Raw genomic sequence first — 18,829 nt, forward strand, 5'->3', positions numbered from 1 at the left:
ATGATTAACCAGCAGTCAGCTTGAGTTGTGCGTTGATGGTCTTTTTTACATAGAAACGAATAATTTAAGCTTTATTTGAATAATATGGATTGAATGAAACAGGGTAATCCATTCAAGCTATTGTTATCAAATGAGACAAAGAAGCAGTGAAATTTTATCGGGTGATAAAAGGGTTTAGGATGACTAAGGTGATAATAATAAAAGCCCTGACTATTATTCAGTTAGGGCTGTGTATATCTAAAAAGTTGGACTTATAAAGCCTTTAAACGTTCTGAACCAATCCAATGTTTAGAGAATTGATATGCTGCACGCCCTGAGCGTTGCCCACGAGCTTGACACCATCTTAATGCTTCAGCACGAACATCATCAGCAAAGGGCATGTCTGCTTTTGCTAAATAATGCTCCACAATTTCTAAATAAAGATTTTGATCCATTGGATAAAACGACAACCACAAACCGAAACGATCTGATAAAGAAATCTTTTCTTCGATGGCTTCTTGTGGGTGCAACTCTTTATATTGCGGCACATCGACTTTGGTTACAGGTGTGTTTTCATGCATAAATTCAGGCAATAAATGACGACGGTTACTGGTCGCGTAAATCACAAAATTACTTGAGCCAGATTGTAGCGAGCCATCTAACACGCTTTTTAAACTACGGTAATTTTCATCTTCAGCATTAAATGCCAAGTCATCACAATAAACAATGAACTTTTCTGGACGATCTTTAATAATTTTTTGAATTTCTGGCAAGTCAGACAAATCATCTCGTTCAATTTCAATTAAACGTAAGCCTTGTTCTGCATACTGGGTAAGTAAAGAGCGGACAATGGATGATTTTCCTGTACCGCGTGAGCCAGTCAGTAAAATATCGTTGGCAGGTAAACCGTGTAGAAATTGTTCAGTATTTTGTAAAATTTTAGCTTTCTGACGTTCAATCCCTTTAAGATCATCCAAATGCATTGCTTTCGGGTTATAAATCGCTTTGAGTTGTTTATCGTGCCACCTAAAAGCCACTGCTGCAAAGTCAGTATCTTGTTTCTTTTCAGGAAGAACTTGATGTAACTGATCAAGAACAGTGGATAATTTTTGGATGATATTGTCAGGTAAGTCGAAAGTTGCCATATCCGTTCGCTATTTTCAGAAATTACAATGTGTGGTTGATATTAGCACAGTAATTTTATTGAGCTAATCTCAATAGGCGATAATTGGAATCTAAAGCAAGAATTAAATGACTTATGGTAATTGATTATCTGGTTATTTTTCAGCATAGTTTATCGACAGGTATTTAAAAGTGTCGGATTAAAAATCAAAGGAATATTAGAAATGTTATTAGAACTCACTCAAGATTTAAATCCGCATCAGGCTTATCGTATTAAAAAACTAAAAAGAAAACTGAAACATGCGGAAAACTATGAAGAGTGGAAATCTATAGCGTTAAAACTGGATGAAGAAACGGGGGCACAGGAGTGGAAGCTGGATAATACCTCACCATATTTTGATGCTGAAATTATTTCCCATCGGTTAAATTTATTGCGTCGTTACCGTCTACAAAATCGCACCCAAGATTTGATGTATATCCTAAGAGAAGGATTTAGTCACGATGTTGCCAACATCGGGCATCCGATGCTATTTGCACATACCTATGTTGGAACTAAAAAAATAATTGAAGATTATATTGATGAAGTGAGCAATAGTTTGGCATTCATCGCTTCAGAAAGTTGCCAAGCTTTGTGTCATGAAAGCAAAAGGAAGTTTTTTGAAAACTGTGAAAAGGCCTATGGTCAGCCCGCACTGATGTTTTCAGGTGGTGCAACATTAGGTTTATTCCATAGCGGTGTCTGTAAAGCATTAATGGAACAAGACTTAATGCCAAAAGTACTTTCTGGTTCAAGTGCTGGGGCAATCATGACGGCGATGCTGGGGGTAAATGAACCGGGTGAGATTCCAAACTTGCTCAGTGGTGACCAGTTTTATAGTGAAGCTTTTCACTTCCGAAGCTTAAAAGAATTAATCAAAGGCAATGGTGGTTTTGCTGATGTCCGATATCTTAAAAAGTTCTTGGTCGAAAATTTAGGTGATGTAACCTTTCAGGAGGCATTTGAAAAATCAGGCTTAGATATCAATGTCACCGTCGCGCCTTATGATGTTTCCCAAGAAGATGTACGAATCATGAATAAATATACCTCACCAGACTTATTGGTCTGGAGTGCTGTATTGGCATCATGTGCTGTACCGGTTTTATTTCCACCTGTGCGTTTGATCAGTAAACGTTATGATGGTGTACATACTCCTTATTTGGCAAATACGCGTTGGGTAGACGGCAGTGTCCGCAATGATTTTCCCCAAGAGCGCATGTCACGTCTTTATAATTTGAATTACACCATTGCCAGTCAGGTTAATCCACATATTGTACCGTTTATGCAGAATGATGAAGAACGTTACCGTAGAGATTTACTGAGTTGGCCTGAACGTATAGTGCGTAGTCAAGGACGCATGGCTGCAATGGGGATCATGGACTTTGCCAGAGGTCGTATGGGACGAGTTCCTTCTATGCGTCGTTTACTCGATCACGGTTACGGTATTATTGACCAGCGCTACTATGGTGATGTCAATATTATTGGGGAGTATAGTCTGCGCCATTATAGCTATATGTTACAGAACCCACGCCCATATCTATTTAAGCTGTTGCAACGAGAAGGTGAGCGTGCAACTTGGCCAAAAATTTCAAGTATAGAAACACATGCACGTATTGGTAAAACAATCCAACATTGTCTAGAAGTTTTGAATCATCCAATGACGAAAGATATACCCGCAGAACAATTGGCCGAAGTATGAGCCAAAGCAGAATTCTTCCGGTTGCATATAATTCAATCCAAAGTCAAAAATTTGGTCGTCGTGTTTATCAAATTCAGCAGGGTCAGCAATTGTTTTGGTTGAAATTACAGCTCAAAAATTCAAATCGCTGTTATCAACAGCACTTTTTCAATGAGCTGAACTGTTATAGCGAGTTGAATGCATTAGAGACTGAAACTCAACCTGTATTGTTAAACTTTTCAATATTTGATCCATTTCAGCAATTTCAAATGGATGAAGAGGTCATTGATCAAGCTTTATGGGTGGAAGATGCCCCAAAGCTTTTTCAGGATCTACCTGATCGACTTAGCTTGGTTGAAATTGGTAAGCGATTAGTACTCAGCTTAGATGTGCTTGAACATTTGTATGACTATGGTTATCTGCATGGTGATATCAAAGTTGAGCACTTTCGCGTTAAGGATGAGAAAAGTTATTTGATTGACTTTGAACAGGCTGTAAACACCGCTCACGACACAAATTTAACAAATATCGCAACACATACAGCAACACCACGGTATATGGCACCAGAATTGTTTCATGCGCAACCAAAATCATTTCAATCCGATATTTATGCGTTGGGAATCGTTTGGTTAGAGTGGTTGACACAACAGCGCTTATCGGCAAAAAGCTATCAAGATTGGGCATTTTTGCATTGTCAGCAGTTAAATGTGGTGTTACCAGAGCGATTTAAAATTTTTGAAATGGTTTTAACAGCGATGTTAATGAAAAAAGCAGGGCAACGTTGCTCAAATATTTATCAAATAAAACAAGTATTAAGCCAAATTGTTTAAACAAAAAGCAGTATTTGCAACATTTGTTTTTTATTTAAACAAACGAGTGTCTTTTTCGAAAAAAGGGCTTGTCATAATAAAACGATCTCTATAATATACACAGCCATTGGGGACGTGGCGAAATTGGTAGACGCACTGGATTTAGGTTCCAGCGCCGCAAGGTGTGAGAGTTCGAGTCTCTCCGTCCCCACCAAGCATTCATTTTGTGGTACTAAAACAAAATGAAGGGTTATAGAGGATTGGTGTAATGGTAGCATGACGGTCTCCAAAACCGTTCGTCAAGGTTCGAATCCTTGATCCTCTGCCAAGTTATTTAAAAGACTACAGCGTTAGTTTTTATTCGGGGACGTGGCGAAATTGGTAGACGCACTGGATTTAGGTTCCAGCGCCGCAAGGTGTGAGAGTTCGAGTCTCTCCGTCCCCACCAAATTTAAAAAAGCATGATGAAAATCATGCTTTTTTTTATGCCTAAATTTTTATTCTAACTATGCTGTATCTTGATTAAAGGTTTTTAGAATTAGAATTTTAGCCAGATCAATAAAAAGACCTAAACGAAATCGTTTAGGTCTTTTCAAAGAGAAACTTCATTTAGACACTTACTAAGCTTTTAAGTGATCTTCAAATTCTTCACCGAGCTGCATTGCTAAGTTATTACCAGATAAATCACAAGTGACTAAACCATATTCTTTTTTAAAGCTGAAAGTAAATCCTTTTCCATCAGCTAAATTTTTTACTGAATAGCCTAATTTTTCTAACCAAATACGAAAAGCGATTAAATTCTTTGCCTTTACAACCTTTTTCACAGAAGATCTCCTTAATTCCTGCCTATAAATTTAATAGGGGTGATCATTAAATTTTTAAAGGGGAAATTTGATGAAACTTATTTTTTATATCAATATTTGAGCAATTTGAGAAATAAGGCTTTTGTATCAATGCGTATTTTTTTGCTGCCAATATGGATGAAATGTGAATTTAATAAAAAATATTAAAATAAAACAATGGATTAATTAATTTTAAAAACTGTGTTTGTAATATTTTGATGCAAAGATATCAGTTTAAAAAAGCAGATTTTTTCTCATTTTCACTGTGGTTAAATGTAAGTAAATTTAACAGAAGCATGGGGATTACAGCTGTACAGGATGATGTTGATCTAAGAAATCTAAAATATCGCCAAACAGTTATGTCCGATCTTTACCTAAAGTCATGAGATGCCCAGTATTGGGATAACTTTTAATTTTTTTTTGTAGAATTCACATGATTATAAATGGTTTGTGCACTGGATTGATAATGTGCATCATCTGATTCACCATACAATAAAAAGATAGGTGCGCGAATTAAAGAAATATCACTTATGGTTACGGCAACAAATTGATGAAATGGCTGTAGTTGTATTGCTGCTTTATTTTCTAAGCTTTTTAAGCCTAAACCTGTATGAGTGTTTTCAAATTGGTGGAGATATTCAGCATAGTGCTTTAGTCGCTTAAAAAGATCATTTACACTTCGATCCTGTGGCGCAGACATGCTAATACATGCATCAATTGGAAAGTGCTCAGTGAGTTTTAACGATAAAATTGCACCTAAAGAAACCCCAATGGCAGCAATATGCTTATAACCCTGATTTTCTAAGAATTGATAAGCATTATATGTAATCTTGCCACCAATCCGCTGTCGTGTAATTGAGAAACTCATCAAACGTTAAACCATGCCCAGCGTAGCTAGGCACATAGCAAGTGTAGCCATGTTGATGCAGAAATTTTGCTAAGGCCTTCATATCTTGAACGGTACTGGTATAGGCATGTAATAACAGTACCGCCCGCTGCGAGGCTTTTAAAAACAGAGGCTTAGGCTGGCGCAGTTTAACATTGTAAAAACAATAATCGTGATTGCTTAAAAATGATCTTTCAATGCACGAATACGTGCAAATTCTTCAGCACTTTCAACACGTAAAAAGGGATTGGTTTCAAGTTCAAGTTCAATGGTGCTGGGCAAGGTGATTTTCCCTTGTTCACGAAGCTGTTTGATTTCTTCGGCACGTTGTTGTATCGCTCGGTTCTCTGGCTCGATATGCAAAGCAAATTGTGCATTAGAAAGCGTATATTCATGGGTGCAGTAAACTTTGGTTCTTGGTGGTAAAGCAGCAAGGCGATTGAGAGAGTGATAAAACTGTTCAGCAGTTCCTTCAAACATACGTCCACACCCCATAGCAAAAAGGGTATCACCACAGAAAACGCTGTCTAATGCATCAATAAAGTAAACGACATGCCCTAGGGTGTGACCTGGCACAGCGATAATGTCGATGTTTAATCCATGAAATTCAAATTGATCATCGTGTTGCAGCGGGTAGGTAATAAAAGGAATGTGACTTAGTTCAGCACGAGGCCCATAAACAGGAATATTATGATCTGCAATCAATTCTGGAACACCACCAATATGGTCTTTATGCCAGTGTGTAAGCCAAATTTGTTTTAAATTCAGATGATGCTCAAGGCAATAATCTTCAACCAGCGATGCTTCTGTGGGGTCAATTGCAACGACATCGTGGCTGTGACTGTTTTCGATCAGCCAAATATAGTTTTGTAATTGATTTTTTACATCTATGACGTGAATTTTAAATTGCATCGTTGAATTCCATATATATGCTGATACAAATTTAATAGTAAAATTAGGCTATAGACAAGTTGGAAAGCTGATTGTGGGCATATTTATGTGAAAACATATGTAATTCGGTTGTACGGCATTCTATTTGATTGAACAAACAAGTTTTGCGGTAGGTTATTCTTTTAGAGAATAGCATATAGACCAATACGCTATTCTCACTAAAATTTAACAGGTCAAGCCTTGGCTGATTTCTAATTTACTGAGTTGGCCATTTTTAAAACTAAAGTCGACATAACTGCGATAGCCTGTTTCAAATTCAGCAGGATTTTTTAAAAATTCTTTGGCTTCCGATGCCGTTAACATTAAAACATGGGTGCCAGTTTTGGCACTGTTTGGAAAGTCTTTTTTAAATTGATTGATGCTATACAGATTGGTGATGGGTTTGTTGTTAATCAAAACGGTATCTGTCATCTTTTGTGCATTTGTCCAAGAAAGCCAAATTCGCCCTTTGGTCGTACCGAGTTGTTGAAAAGTATTTTTGCTTTTATAAAAAGCGTCAGATTTAATCTGTGGATTTTCTTCACTAAAAATGTCAAATGTTAGATTTTTTCCTGATGCAGTAGAGATTGAGTATTCATAGTTTCCTGTACATTCTGAAAATGTTTTTATGGGTTTTTGAGAGGTTTTCCCGACCAATTTTTCAATTTGTGTTGCACTTACTGCTTGGTTGAGCTCAACACCATTAACTTTCACTGTGGTGGTGTAATCTTCTGAATGTTGCGCAGCAAAACTGCAAATAGGTAGCATAAGGAGTAACGGGGCGATGGTTTGGGTAAAATTATTCATTTCAAATATTTCTTAAGTTTTCTATAACTTAATCAGTTCTGAAGGATTGATCAAGAGCAGTTGATCAAATGAGTAGAATTAAAAAGGATCTATAAATTTTATAAGTATTTATATCTGTAGCTAACTCAAGAAATAAAAAATACCCTCAACAAGGAGGGTATGATTTTAGAACAAAGAACAACTGGAAATGGCAAGCAAGGATTATCGAAGCTTAGATAACCAATTTCCAAGACTCTGTACAATTTGTACAAGGATCAATAAGACAATCACAGTGAGATAAACCACACTTTGATCGAAACGTTGATAACCATAAGAAATAGCTAAATCACCAATACCGCCAGCGCCTACAGCACCCGCCATCGCTGTTGCACCAATCAAGCTAATGGTTGCTGTAGTAAGGCTCAGAATGAGTGAGCTACGAGATTCAGGGATAATAAATTTAAAAATAATCTGCCAAGGCGATGCACCCATTGCCTGTGCAGACTCAATAATCCCTTCATTCACTTCAAGCAATGATGTTTCTACAAGACGACCAATATAAGGACCAACATAAATGGTCAACGGTACAATCGCTGCCCAAGTACCAATAGTTGTACCCACGATCGCTTTGGTGAGTGGGAAAACTGCAATCAATAGGATAATGAAGGGTAGGGAACGTAGTGCATTGACGATAGGATTTAAAATCTGATAAACAGCGCGATTGGGTAAAATGCCATTAGGGCGAGTAACCAGCAAGGTAATTGCTTGAATAAAGCCCCAAATGGTACCAAACAGCATTGCAAAAATGACCATTTGAATGGTTTCTTGCATCGCTGTAACAAATTGGTCAATGCTTAAAGAGCTTTTCCAAAATGGTGCTGTGAGTGTAGTGAGCCATTGTACAATGAGTTCTCTCATAGTCTAACTCCTGACTGTTCCACCTTGACCCCATTTTTTTCAAAGAAATCTATGGTTTGGCGAATGCTTTCAGCATCTCCCAAAAGTTGTATAAACATTTGACCAATCACTGAACCATTAATTTCAGTCATATTGGCAAATAAAATATTTAAGCTGACATCAAATTGCTTAATTGCTGCTTGTACCACGGTCTCTTGCGCTGAAGTACCCAAAAATTGCAGACTATAAATACTTTTATGATTTTGATTTTCGAGATTGTTTAAGATATTAACAGGGAGCTGTTGCTGTAAAACGGTTTGAATAAAGTTTTTCGTCGTCGGGTGTTGCGGTTGACTAAAAATTTCTAAGGTAGAACCAGTTTCAATCACTTTGCCTTGTTCCATAACCGCAACAAAATCACAAACAGATTCAATTACATCCATTTCATGCGTAACCATGACAATGGTAATCCCTTGCTCTTGATTAATCTTTTTAAGCAAAGCGAGAACAGATTTCGTAGTTTGTGGATCAAGTGCAGAGGTTGCTTCATCACAAAGTAAAATTTTGGGGTGGTTGGCCAAGGCGCGTGCAATACCGACACGTTGCTTTTGACCTCCCGAGAGTTCATCTGGAAAAGCATCTTTTTTGTGCTTTAGATCAATAAACTCAAGTAACTCATTTAAACGTTTTTCACGTTGGTCTTTACTGACACCTAGCAACTTTAACGGCATTTCAATATTGTCAGCTACAGTTTTGGTTTGTAGTAAATTGAAATGCTGAAAAATCATGCCTATATTTGCACGTTCTTGACGTAATGCACGTGCATCAAGTGCCGTAAAGTCTTTTTGATTAATGATGACTTGTCCTTGGTTGGGACGCTCAAGCAAGTTAATCAAACGGATTAAGGTACTTTTACCTGCACCACTATAGCCGATAATGCCAAAAATACTGCCCGCTGGAATCTCAAGATTAATCTGATCCAGTGCACGTATGGTTTGACCTTTCAACTCATAGTGTTTTGAAATGTTTTTAAATTCAATCATATCGTCAAAAACTATAGCAAAAAGAAAAAACAGGCAAATTCACTTTGCCTGTTTTATGAGGGCCTACAGACCTTTCATAAAAGAATGGTCAATAGACCTGATCCATTATAAAACTATTTTGATTCTGTAAGATAGCTTACAGGTTTATTCACATCAACTTTAGTTCCACCGAAGTGTTCTTGAACATATTTACCTACAGCAGGAACATGATATAACTCACCCACTTTTTTCAAAAGGGCATCGTCTTTACGTGCATCTGCAACAGCAAGTACGTTGACATTCATTTTGGTTGTTTGGTCTACTGGCTCATAATAAACCGAATCTTTAAGCACGTTTAAACCGCCTTCCATTGCCAAAGTATTACCTAAAACAATTGCATCAACTTCATCTTTAGCACGTACCGCAGTCGCCATTTGAATAGGTTTGATGACAATTTTCTTTGCATTTTCAGTAATATCAGCAGGCGTGCCTTTAACTAAATCAAAGCCATCTTTCAATTTGATGAGACCAGCAGATTGTAAAAGTAGCAATGCGCGTGATTCATTTGCGCCATCATTTGGAATAGCAATGGTTGCACCATTGGCAAACTCTTCAACTTTTTTAATTTTACTAGAGTAAATACCCATTGGCTCTAAATATGTTGTAGAGATTGGTGCAATTTTTTCTTTGTTGGATTGATTGAAAGCAACAAGATATGCATATGATTGGAATGCATTGATATCGACTTCTTTGTTTGCCACAGCAGTATTCATTGCAACATAGTCAGTAAAGTTTTTAACTTCTAGTTTAATTCCAGCTTGTTTTGTTTCTGGTAATGTTGCGATATAGCGCCAAATATCTGCATCTGAACCTGTAGAAGCCATGGTAACGACTTGTTCTTTACCTGCATCTGCTTGGGCAGCATCATTTTTTGGAGCTTCTTGTTTTCCACAAGCAGAAAGAGTGAGCACAGACGCGCTAAGTAAAACGCCAAACAGCTTTTTCATGAATAAGTCCTAAGTAGCAAATGCAGTAGAATTTTGTCCTTTGCATTCTCGATCATTTAAATCGAATTTTTAACATTTTTGAAAATAAATAATGCGGTGACGTACTTGTCTGATTGCGCTATCTATATTCTTTACATTTGAGGATTAGCAGTCTGTTTTAAAAGAATTTTAATTGTTTAAAACAGACTCTAAAGATTTGTTTATCATATCAATAAATGAAAATTATACATAGTGGCTGCGTGTTGACATTAGGTAGTGATGTCGTTGTTTGAATATCAATGTTTTTATTAATTTAATAAAGAAAACAAATGCTTTTGTTGAATGTTAAACGATAAATGTTTAAATTTTATACTTATTCATAATATATAAATTTTTTAGGATTTATTATCTTTTTTTTGAATAAGTAAAATAAAATTAGATCTGTACCTATAGCAGTACAGTGATAAACATTATTAGGGGGCGCTAGGCGAAATGGGGGGGATTTTATTCAAACAGTGATTGACATTGACACCACTGTCATACTTTAGCATGGAGATCTTATCTAACTCAAAGAGATCGATAAATGAAATTAATCATCTTTCTTTTAAGCAGTTTTTTATTGCTAAATACTGCATATGCTCAAAATAATGTCTATATCGTTCATGGTTATGGTGCAAATGTGGATGATCATTAGTTTAATTATCTTGAGGAAAATTTACAAGATAAAAATACTAAAGTTGTAAAGATCGCATTGCCGAACTCCAGCAATCCAAAGCTTTTACAGTGGAAGCAAACCTTAAAAAATAATATTGCTCAAATTGATCAGCATACATTTTTTGTTGCGCACAGTTTAGGATGTATTACGCTGCTTGATTTCCTGTCTGAATCTGATTTTCAACAGATAGGTGGTGTTGTCTGTGTATCGGGATTTTCGAATAAATTGGCAGTACTACCTCAACTGGATTCATATATCACTGAAACGAATAAGGATTTTTCTTTTAAAAATAAAATATTGAATCGGAAAATGTTTATATCGAGTAATGATCAATATGTTCCAACTGATTTAAGTATCTTGTTGGCAGAAAAATTGGAGTTTCCATATGAAATTATTCCCAATGCTGGACATTTTCTAGCCAGTGATGGATATCGGGAATTTCCTCAATTATTAGATTGGCTTCAAATGGTCATTGGTGGTGTTGATGAGGTAGGTGATTCAAATGATTCAGCGCAAAATCAATCAAGGTAATTAATCTTATATTTATTATTCTGGAAGAGCATTACTCACTAAAAATTTACCAAATAAAAAAACCCGCCTAGGCGGGTTTTACAATTCAATCAGATTTAAGCATTTTCACGAGCAATTGCACGGTAACCAATATCTTTACGATATTGAACACCATCAAAAGTCACTTTTTGGCAAAGTTCCAAGGCTTTCGCTTGCGCTTCACCAATTGTGTTGCCTAACGCTGTTACGCAAAGTACACGACCGCCAGCAGTCACTACATCACCATTGGCATTGTTTGCTGTACCTGCATGGAAAATTTTCGCATCTGTCATTTGGGTATCTAAACCCGAAATCACGTCATCTTTGCTCGAAGTTTCAGGATAGCCTTTAGACGCAAGCACAATACCAACAGTTTTACGCTCATCCCACGCAGCTTCAGCGGGTAAGTTACCAGCAATACCGGCTTCTACTAAATCAACCAGAGAAGATTTTAAGCGCATCATGATCGGTTGAGTTTCAGGGTCACCAAAACGGCAGTTAAACTCAATGACACGAGGTTGCCCTTGCTCATCGATCATCAAACCAGCATACAAGAAACCTGTGTAGGTATGACCATCAGCCTTCATACCATCTACAGTTGGACGCATGACTTCTTTCATGACTCTGTCAAAAACATCTGCAGTCACAACTGGGGCAGGGGAATACGCACCCATACCACCCGTATTTGGACCTTGGTCAGCTTCAAAGATACGTTTATGGTCTTGTGACGTTGCCATGGGAAGGATGTTGTCACCATCAATCATACAAATGAACGATGCTTCCTCACCCTCAAGGAATTCTTCAATAACAACACGCGAACCTGCATCACCAAATTTATTGCCTGCAAGCATGTCATCAATTGCATCAAACGCTTCTTGATTGGTCATCGCAACAATGACGCCTTTACCCGCAGCAAGGCCATCTGCCTTAATTACGATTGGTGCGCCATTTTTTTCTACAAATGCTTTGGCTGCATCCACTTCAGTGAATACATCATAGAATGCTGTAGGAATGTTATGACGTTTTAAAAAGTGTTTGGCGAAAGCTTTAGAGCCTTCAAGTTGTGCTGCAAATTGGGTTGGTCCCCAAATTTTAAGGCCAGCTGCTCGTCCTGCATCGACCACACCATTTACAAGCGGTGCTTCAGGACCAACAATAATGAGGTCAACGGCATTATTTTTTGCAAAGTCGATAATGGCAGGGTTGTTGAGAATATCTAAAGCAACATTTTCACATTTATGTTCAGTTGCTGTACCCGCGTTTCCTGGTGCAACAAAAACTTTAGTGACTTGATCGTCTTGCGCAATTTTCCATGCCAATGCATGTTCACGACCACCACTACCCAAAACTAATATGTTCATCTTATGTATCCTTTTTTAATCCCTCCCAACCTCCCTTTATACAGGAAGGGGTATCACGAATTTAAAGAGTCCTGTAGTTCGTGACAAGTCCCTCTTATGAAAAGAGGGACTTAGGGGGATTTTTAAATAATGATTTATTGTGAATTAGTGACGGAAATGACGCATACCCGTGAAGACCATTGCAATACCAGCTTCATCTGCTGCTGCAATTGTTTCTTCATCACGCATTGAACCACCCGGTTGAATAATACATTTGATACCAGCTTTTGCAGCGTTATCAATACCATCACGGAATGGGAAGAATGCATCAGATGCCATAACAGCACCTTCAACCACTAAACCTGCATGTTCAGCTTTGATCGCGGCAATACGTGCAGAGTTTACACGGCTCATTTGACCAGCACCAACACCAATGGTTTGACGGCCTTTAGCATAAACAATAGCATTGGATTTAACGTATTTGGCAACTTTCCAAGCAAAGATTAAATCATCAATTTCTGCTTCAGTAGGGGCACGCTTAGTCACTACTTTAAGATCATCTTTAGTGATCATGCCGAGGTCTTGGTCTTGAACCAATAAACCGCCATTGACACGTTTATAATCGTATTGTGAAGCACGTTCATCAATTTTAGGAAGTTCGCCACATACCAGAACACGGACGTTTTTCTTTGCGCCAGTCACTTCAAGTACACCATCGGCAATACTTGGTGCAATAATCACTTCAACAAATTGACGGTCAACAATTGCTTGAGCTGTAGCAACATCTAACTCACGGTTAAATGCAATGATGCCACCAAATGCTGATTCTGGGTCAGTTGCATATGCAAGATCGTATGCAGCTTTAAGACCATCTAACGATACTGCAACACCACATGGATTTGCATGTTTAACAATGACACACGCTGGTTTTGCAAATGATTTGACACATTCAAGTGCTGCATCTGTATCCGCGATATTGTTATAAGAAAGTTCTTTACCTTGTAACTGCTTAGCAGTTGAAACCGATGCTTCAGTTGCAGTCGATTCTACATAGAAAGCAGCAGATTGATGTGGATTTTCACCATAACGAAGATCTTGTACTTTATTTAACTGGGTATTGAAAGTACGAGCAAATTTGTCAGCTTGACCTTCTTCTTTACCAACACGTGCACCGAGGTAAGAAGCAATCATGCCGTCATACTGGGCAGTATGTTCAAATGCTTTAACCGCTAAATCGAAACGAGTCGCATAAGATAAAGCACCATCCGCTTTAAGTTCTGCAATTACAGTTGCATAATCAGTTGCATTTACGATGATCCCCACAGATGCATGGTTTTTCGCAGCTGCACGAACCATTGTTGGGCCACCAATGTCAATATTTTCAATTGCATCTGCAAGCGAGCAGTCTGGTTTAGCAACAGTAGCAGCAAAAGGATAAAGGTTTACGACAACAAGATCGATTGCATCGATGTTGTGTTCAGCCATGACAGCTTCGTCTAGACCACGACGAGCCAAAATGCCTCCATGAATTTTAGGATGCAGTGTTTTTACACGACCATCCATCATTTCTGGGAAGCCTGTGTGCTCTGAAACTTCAACTACAGCCACATTGTTGTCTTTAAGCAACTTATATGTACCGCCAGTAGATAAAATTTCCACCCCAAGAGCAACAAGGTTCTGGGCAAATTCAACGATCCCGGTTTTATCAGAAACAGAGATTAAAGCGCGTTTAATAGTCATGATCTTCGTCAACAGTTTTTAAGTCTAGAGATTGAACAGGTAGGCAAAATATAGGTAAAAAAAATGCCCACGCAAGCCGTGAGCATTTTATCATTTATTCACTCATTAAACCGTGAGCTTTTAACTTTTTGCGTAAAGTGCCACGGTTCAGTCCGAGAATCTCAGCAGCGCGAGTCTGATTCCCGCGTGTGTATTCTAAGACAACAGATAAAAGAGGTTTCTCCATTTCTGCTAGCACCATGTCGTACACTTGTGATGGTTGCTCACCTTGCAATTGTGCAAAATAGTGACGAACTGCGCGATCTACGTGAATACGAAGAGCGACGTCAGATTGTGCAGTAAAAATAGGAGATTTGCTATTCATGCGAGTTAATCCGAAAATCAAAATATTACTTGGGTAAAGTAATATATAAATGTGGTCTAAAAAAATCTGAGCTCCGTTTTAGATCCTAAAACGGTTGGCTCTAAAACAAGAACAATTAGCTTGCCACAAATCGTCGAGTTGAGTGAAAAATAAGCGTAACAATAGATTAATATTTGTTACAACACTCTTTTAAACAAAAAAATGTTCTACATGCGCGATATTGGATATAAAGCACATAACAAAACAGTATTTTTTTTGAAAAAATGCGAGGAGTTTGCAGGACAAAGCTTTCGTGGCGCATATGATACCATTGTCTAAGAAAAAATGAGCAAGAAAACTACATTTTTTTTCATTTTTTTATAATTTTTTTTAATTTTAAGGGTGAATAATGTCTAATTGGTACTGATCAAAACTTTTTCTTGGCTCTGTAACAACAAATTTAAAAGGATATGGGCTATTTTTAGGAATACGCTTAATTCCAACTAAACTTTCAATCAGATATTGCTCAGGTGTAATCACATGTGTAGCAATGACCTTATTTTGAGCTTTTAAGGTGACTCTTATTAGGGGTAATTCTAAGCTTTTAGAATATTGGTTATTGAGTTGACCTGAAAATTGAGTCTCCTGTCTATCAAGTGCTTTAACTTTAAGATGACTAATCACAATTTGTTTATAGCGTTGATCAACAGTATCACACTGTAAGACGGCACAGGTTTGGGTAAAGACAGTATTCAAAAACGGATAACGATCAGTTAAGTTTGGATTAAACCAAAGGATTTGAAATAATAAAATGCTGAGTAAAGCAAGATTGATCAAGCTCCACGCCAGATAATAAAACGTACTTTTGGGTTTTACTAAATGTTGCCCGTGGTTATTTAAACCTTGTGATAAGTTTAAGCTTGGAATGTTATTGACTGGCTCATTGTTGAAATAATTCAAATTGTTTAAGTATGTTCTTAAATCAATATTGGAGTTTTCAATTTTACGATTAAAAATATCTAAAACATTGGTTTCGATTTGTCGTTTCGTCGTAATGAGGTTTTGTGCCTGACTTTGCACGACAGTCTCAGGATTGATCTTGGGTTGAGCAGGTTGACTGTTTTGTAAATGAATTAATGCATTAAAATTATGTGAACATTTCGGACAACAAACCATACCCTGCGCAACAGTGAGTTGCGTAACTGATACTTTATAAACTGAAGCACAATTTGGGCATCGGGTTTGTTTTTCGGTCATAAATATTTAAATTTTCATAGATTAAACAGCCTTACGCGACCCAGAAATTCTGCACCAGGTTTCTTCACGTTTCTCGACTTCTACTATATCAAAAAATTCAGAATAAATACTAGAAACATCAGTAACTTGCTCTTCAATTACGCCAGCAAGTGCGAACTCTCCCTCAGATTTAATCAAAGTTGAGAATTCTTTAGCAAGAGACATAAGTGGGCCTGCAAGAATATTTGCAACCAAAATATCCGCCTGTTGGTTTTTAAATTCTGCATTGAACTCTTCAGGTAATCCAACATAAAGATTTTCAAGAACACCATTCAGCTCAGCATTTTGTTTGGTCGCCAAGACAGCTTGTGGATCGATATCTGTTGCATAGACTTTCTTCGCACCTAAAAGCAGTGCTGCAACACCGAGGATGCCTGAACCACAACCATAATCAATCACCACTTTATCTTTAACATCGGTTTTGCCTAACCATTGCAGACAAAGGAAAGTAGATGCATGGTTACCTGTACCAAATGCTAAGCCTGGATCAAGTTTGATATTGACGGCATCCGCTTCTGGCGGCTCTATCCATTCAGGTACGATCCAATACTTTTCACCAATTTGAATTGGTTCATAGTAATTCATCCAAGAACGTTCCCATACTTGGTCTTCAAGAAATTCACTACGCATTGGTTCAGTTGGGAGTTGAGTACGAATAAATGTTTCTAGTGCTGTTACATCAATGTCTTCGCCTTCTTCTTGCGCGTAGATTCCTGTAACAATCACTTTATTCCATAGCGGAGTTTCGCCAGGGAGTGGTTCAAGCAAGTCTTGGTTTTCAGCATCATCTAATGTCACGCTGACTGCGCCTAAAGAACTTAACAAGGTTTCAGTAAAATCAACTTGAGCTTGTTCTACAGTAATATGAATTTGTAACCACTTCACGGCAAAGACCTAAATCGTTTTCTTAAAGGCAGTATTGTAGCCGAAACTGGGAAGTTACGCTTATATTCAGTAGCAAAATAAAAAATGGATGCTTAAGCATCCATTTTAGTTGAGGCACATGATGGCTTTATATCGCAGGTTCAGTTTCAGTTGCTGCATGTCTTGAAATTAAGGCACCAAAAATAGCGGCGAAAATATACATAAAGATTGAGTAAACTGCGGCAGGCATAGCGACAGTAGAATTTGCGATGACAGTTAAAGCAATTGTCATGGCTAAGGTACTGTTATGAATGCCGATCTCAAATGCGCATGCGCGTGCTTGAGCACTATTAATACCGAGTAATCTTGGAACAAAGTAGCCAATAACCAGACTGCAAATACAGAAAATCACCGTGGCTAGGCCGACTTGAGTTAGGTATTCCATGATATGTGCACGTTCTTTGGTGATTGCCCCAATAATAATGAGAATCAAAAATACCACTGAGAAAATTCTTAAAGGTTTACTTAATTTTTCAGTAAAGTGTGGCGCATAATGTCGAATGAGCATGCCGATACACACAGGAATTAAAATAATTGCAAAGACTTGCAGTATTTTACTGAACTGCATGGTGATTTGTTGCCCATCATTCATAAAGTATTGAATCGAAAAGTTTACGATCAAAGGCAAGGTGAAGGCAGCAATGACCGAGTTAATTGCAGTTAAGGTAATATTAAGTGCAATGTCACCTTTAAATAAATAACTAAATAGATTGGCGGTACTTCCTCCAGGTGAGGCTGCAAGCAACATTAAACCTACGGCAAGCAAAGGCGGGAGTGCAAGCACCTTACAAATGATAAAAGCGATACCGACCAAAAGTACCAATTGACAGAATAACGCAATCAATACAGCTTTAGGGTGTTTAGAAACTCGCGCAAAATCTTTTGGAGTAAGTTCTAAACCTAGTCCAATCATAATAATGGCGAGGGCGAGGGGAAGCATTATGGTAATTATCCCTGAATCCATAGTTTCATCCTTTTTGTTGTTTTACATTAGGGTCTGTTGACAAATCGTCTATTTATTAAATGTCAACAGACCCTGATTCAATATGTGAATATTCCGTTCTCGATTTGAGTGTAATCGAAAGGTATCGAATTGAAAAATGAAATCTATGACTCAGAAATCTTCTTGAAAATATGTGTTTTAAATATATAGCATTAGGCCGAATAACAATTGATTCATCGTAGACGTAAAACTATATGAATACTGATATTAATCAAGTCTACGCACAGACTTGAAATAAAAAAGGTGCTCCATTTTTTAATGGAACACCTTTTTTGCTCATACATGCTATTTATAAAAGCAGGTATTTATAAAAGCACGTATTTATGCCTAAAGCAGATTATTGCGCTTGGATCGGATCTTCGCTTGGAGCGGCTTGACTCGGTTGCTCCATTGCAGGTTGTTCTGCTTGTGATGCATCATTTGTTGCTGGTGCATCGGCACTCGCTGGAGCAGATTGTTCTACAGCTGGGCGGTTTTCAATGGCTGGTTCAGGCGCTGCAGCAGCGGCAGTTGGGTTGCCACCTGCAGGTGCTGGGAAGCTAAATTGTAATTTACCATTTTCATTTGGTTCACATGTACCGTTAAAAGTTACACCTTTGTTGGCGTAGGTGACCCAGTCACCTTGTTTTTTCTTGGCACATACCTGAATTTGCTTTTTCACTTCGGCTTTGCTGGTGTTTTCATCAGCAGCATGGGCAAAACTAAATGCAACACAACTGAGTAAAGATGCTGTAATTACTTTAGACATGGTATTTTTCATCATGATATTCCTTATATATAAAGTCTCGAAAAAAATAATTTGTCCGTGTATTGTCTATCGTATCGTGAGTTTTTGATAAGTTAAATTCTATTTGTAGGGCAGTCATGAAACGAAGTGTCAATTTATGTTGCCTATGTATAAGAGATGTTTAATCGTTCATACGCATGATTGAGGGAAATAATATT

The 18,829-nt window shown here is 37.7% G+C and carries 17 protein-coding genes, 3 tRNA genes and 1 pseudogene; 6 read left to right on the forward strand and 15 right to left on the reverse strand.

Annotation, left to right across the window (positions count from 1 at the left end; genetic code table 11):
• Positions 1 to 251: 251 nt before the first annotated feature.
• Complete coding sequence (locus L3V46_RS07865) at positions 252 to 1,124, reverse strand: ATP-binding protein (RefSeq protein ID WP_004822502.1); 873 nt, start codon at positions 1,122 to 1,124, stop codon at positions 252 to 254.
• 201 nt (positions 1,125 to 1,325) lie between these two features.
• On the opposite strand from L3V46_RS07865, the gene L3V46_RS07870 reads away from it, so the two are divergent.
• From L3V46_RS07870 to L3V46_RS07890, 5 genes are all read left to right on the forward strand, one after another.
• Entirely contained in the window at positions 1,326 to 2,837 is a 1,512-nt protein-coding gene (locus tag L3V46_RS07870) for a DUF3336 domain-containing protein (protein ID WP_239045380.1), read from the forward strand.
• Positions 2,834 to 3,646 (forward strand): protein kinase, encoded by an 813-nt coding sequence (locus tag L3V46_RS07875; protein WP_239045381.1) that lies wholly within the window; start codon positions 2,834 to 2,836, stop codon positions 3,644 to 3,646. The genes L3V46_RS07870 and L3V46_RS07875 overlap by 4 nt, the downstream gene beginning before the upstream one ends.
• Positions 3,647 to 3,754: 108 nt before the next feature.
• Positions 3,755 to 3,839 (forward strand) — tRNA-Leu (locus L3V46_RS07880).
• 40 nt (positions 3,840 to 3,879) lie between these two features.
• Positions 3,880 to 3,953: transfer RNA gene (locus L3V46_RS07885), tRNA-Trp, on the forward strand.
• A gap of 35 nt (positions 3,954 to 3,988) precedes the next feature.
• A tRNA-Leu gene (locus L3V46_RS07890) sits at positions 3,989 to 4,073 on the forward strand.
• A gap of 172 nt (positions 4,074 to 4,245) precedes the next feature.
• Here the strand turns inward: L3V46_RS07890 and L3V46_RS07895 are convergent.
• The 7 genes from L3V46_RS07895 to L3V46_RS07925 form a co-directional block, all read right to left on the reverse strand.
• The gene (locus L3V46_RS07895) at positions 4,246 to 4,449 is read right to left on the reverse strand and encodes a hypothetical protein (protein WP_004719296.1); all 204 of its coding nucleotides are present in this window, start codon (positions 4,447 to 4,449) and stop codon (positions 4,246 to 4,248) included.
• 427 nt (positions 4,450 to 4,876) lie between these two features.
• Positions 4,877 to 5,335 (reverse strand): acyl-CoA thioester hydrolase/BAAT C-terminal domain-containing protein, encoded by a 459-nt coding sequence (locus L3V46_RS07900; RefSeq protein WP_239045382.1) that lies wholly within the window; start codon positions 5,333 to 5,335, stop codon positions 4,877 to 4,879.
• Positions 5,336 to 5,533: 198 nt separating this feature from the next.
• The gene (gene gloB, locus L3V46_RS07905) at positions 5,534 to 6,265 is read right to left on the reverse strand and encodes a hydroxyacylglutathione hydrolase (protein ID WP_239045383.1); all 732 of its coding nucleotides are present in this window, start codon (positions 6,263 to 6,265) and stop codon (positions 5,534 to 5,536) included.
• A 204-nt stretch (positions 6,266 to 6,469) separates the two neighbouring features.
• Complete coding sequence (locus L3V46_RS07910; RefSeq protein ID WP_239045384.1) at positions 6,470 to 7,090, reverse strand: hypothetical protein; 621 nt, start codon at positions 7,088 to 7,090, stop codon at positions 6,470 to 6,472.
• Positions 7,091 to 7,291: 201 nt separating this feature from the next.
• Positions 7,292 to 7,987, reverse strand: a complete 696-nt coding sequence (locus L3V46_RS07915) for a methionine ABC transporter permease (RefSeq protein ID WP_034613374.1) — start codon at positions 7,985 to 7,987, stop codon at positions 7,292 to 7,294.
• On the reverse strand, positions 7,984 to 9,009 hold the full coding sequence (locus L3V46_RS07920) for an ATP-binding cassette domain-containing protein (protein ID WP_004719301.1): 1,026 nt from the start codon (positions 9,007 to 9,009) through the stop codon (positions 7,984 to 7,986). Before L3V46_RS07920 ends, L3V46_RS07915 begins: the two co-directional genes overlap by 4 nt.
• Positions 9,010 to 9,122: 113 nt before the next feature.
• Positions 9,123 to 9,995, reverse strand: a complete 873-nt coding sequence (locus L3V46_RS07925) for a MetQ/NlpA family ABC transporter substrate-binding protein (protein ID WP_004719302.1) — start codon at positions 9,993 to 9,995, stop codon at positions 9,123 to 9,125.
• A 706-nt stretch (positions 9,996 to 10,701) separates the two neighbouring features.
• Here L3V46_RS07925 and L3V46_RS07930 point away from each other — a divergent pair.
• Positions 10,702 to 11,220: pseudogene (locus L3V46_RS07930) on the forward strand (alpha/beta hydrolase); the annotation flags it as partial.
• Positions 11,221 to 11,315: 95 nt separating this feature from the next.
• On the opposite strand, the gene purD reads toward L3V46_RS07930, so the two are convergent.
• The 7 genes from purD to L3V46_RS22870 all read right to left on the reverse strand — a co-directional run bounded on the left by purD (position 11,316) and on the right by L3V46_RS22870 (position 18,644).
• The gene (gene purD, locus L3V46_RS07935) at positions 11,316 to 12,599 is read right to left on the reverse strand and encodes a phosphoribosylamine--glycine ligase (RefSeq protein ID WP_239045386.1); all 1,284 of its coding nucleotides are present in this window, start codon (positions 12,597 to 12,599) and stop codon (positions 11,316 to 11,318) included.
• Between the two features lie 144 nt (positions 12,600 to 12,743).
• Positions 12,744 to 14,318, reverse strand: coding sequence for a bifunctional phosphoribosylaminoimidazolecarboxamide formyltransferase/IMP cyclohydrolase (gene purH / locus L3V46_RS07940; protein WP_151957901.1), 1,575 nt, complete (start codon positions 14,316 to 14,318; stop codon positions 12,744 to 12,746).
• Positions 14,319 to 14,412: 94 nt separating this feature from the next.
• Positions 14,413 to 14,682: a DNA-binding transcriptional regulator Fis gene (fis, locus tag L3V46_RS07945; protein ID WP_001086304.1), complete on the reverse strand. Its 270-nt coding sequence runs from the start codon at positions 14,680 to 14,682 to the stop codon at positions 14,413 to 14,415.
• Positions 14,683 to 15,057: 375 nt separating this feature from the next.
• Entirely contained in the window at positions 15,058 to 15,918 is an 861-nt protein-coding gene (locus L3V46_RS07950; RefSeq protein ID WP_239045387.1) for a zinc-ribbon and DUF3426 domain-containing protein, read from the reverse strand.
• Positions 15,919 to 15,939: 21 nt separating this feature from the next.
• Positions 15,940 to 16,842 carry a 50S ribosomal protein L11 methyltransferase gene (gene prmA, locus L3V46_RS07955; protein ID WP_239045388.1) on the reverse strand — a complete coding sequence of 301 codons (903 nt, stop codon included), beginning with the start codon at positions 16,840 to 16,842 and terminating at the stop codon, positions 15,940 to 15,942.
• Positions 16,843 to 16,969: 127 nt separating this feature from the next.
• Complete coding sequence (locus L3V46_RS07960) at positions 16,970 to 17,845, reverse strand: bile acid:sodium symporter family protein (protein WP_004822467.1); 876 nt, start codon at positions 17,843 to 17,845, stop codon at positions 16,970 to 16,972.
• 376 nt (positions 17,846 to 18,221) lie between these two features.
• Positions 18,222 to 18,644, reverse strand: a complete 423-nt coding sequence (locus tag L3V46_RS22870; RefSeq protein WP_004719309.1) for a hypothetical protein — start codon at positions 18,642 to 18,644, stop codon at positions 18,222 to 18,224.
• Positions 18,645 to 18,829: the final 185 nt, after the last annotated feature.

Origin of the sequence: Acinetobacter sp. AG3 (genome assembly GCF_022343575.1) — a bacterium.
GTDB lineage: Bacteria > Pseudomonadota > Gammaproteobacteria > Pseudomonadales > Moraxellaceae > Acinetobacter > Acinetobacter guillouiae.

What these genes read in the sequence shown, in the direction of transcription:
- L3V46_RS07920 (WP_004719301.1), bottom strand. Translation starts at nt 9,009, where the DNA reads ATGATTGAATTTAAAAACATTTCAAAACACTATGAGTTGAAAGGTCAA.
- L3V46_RS07865 (WP_004822502.1), bottom strand. Translation starts at nt 1,124, where the DNA reads ATGGCAACTTTCGACTTACCTGACAATATCATCCAAAAATTATCCACT.
- L3V46_RS07925 (WP_004719302.1), bottom strand. Translation starts at nt 9,995, where the DNA reads ATGAAAAAGCTGTTTGGCGTTTTACTTAGCGCGTCTGTGCTCACTCTT.
- L3V46_RS07950 (WP_239045387.1), bottom strand. Translation starts at nt 15,918, where the DNA reads ATGACCGAAAAACAAACCCGATGCCCAAATTGTGCTTCAGTTTATAAA.
- L3V46_RS22870 (WP_004719309.1), bottom strand. Translation starts at nt 18,644, where the DNA reads ATGAAAAATACCATGTCTAAAGTAATTACAGCATCTTTACTCAGTTGT.
- gloB (WP_239045383.1), bottom strand. Translation starts at nt 6,265, where the DNA reads ATGCAATTTAAAATTCACGTCATAGATGTAAAAAATCAATTACAAAAC.
- purD (WP_239045386.1), bottom strand. Translation starts at nt 12,599, where the DNA reads ATGAACATATTAGTTTTGGGTAGTGGTGGTCGTGAACATGCATTGGCA.
- purH (WP_151957901.1), bottom strand. Translation starts at nt 14,318, where the DNA reads ATGACTATTAAACGCGCTTTAATCTCTGTTTCTGATAAAACCGGGATC.
- L3V46_RS07875 (WP_239045381.1), top strand. Translation starts at nt 2,834, where the DNA reads ATGAGCCAAAGCAGAATTCTTCCGGTTGCATATAATTCAATCCAAAGT.
- L3V46_RS07910 (WP_239045384.1), bottom strand. Translation starts at nt 7,090, where the DNA reads ATGAATAATTTTACCCAAACCATCGCCCCGTTACTCCTTATGCTACCT.
- L3V46_RS07960 (WP_004822467.1), bottom strand. Translation starts at nt 17,845, where the DNA reads ATGGATTCAGGGATAATTACCATAATGCTTCCCCTCGCCCTCGCCATT.
- L3V46_RS07900 (WP_239045382.1), bottom strand. Translation starts at nt 5,335, where the DNA reads ATGAGTTTCTCAATTACACGACAGCGGATTGGTGGCAAGATTACATAT.
- L3V46_RS07870 (WP_239045380.1), top strand. Translation starts at nt 1,326, where the DNA reads ATGTTATTAGAACTCACTCAAGATTTAAATCCGCATCAGGCTTATCGT.
- fis (WP_001086304.1), bottom strand. Translation starts at nt 14,682, where the DNA reads ATGAATAGCAAATCTCCTATTTTTACTGCACAATCTGACGTCGCTCTT.
- L3V46_RS07915 (WP_034613374.1), bottom strand. Translation starts at nt 7,987, where the DNA reads ATGAGAGAACTCATTGTACAATGGCTCACTACACTCACAGCACCATTT.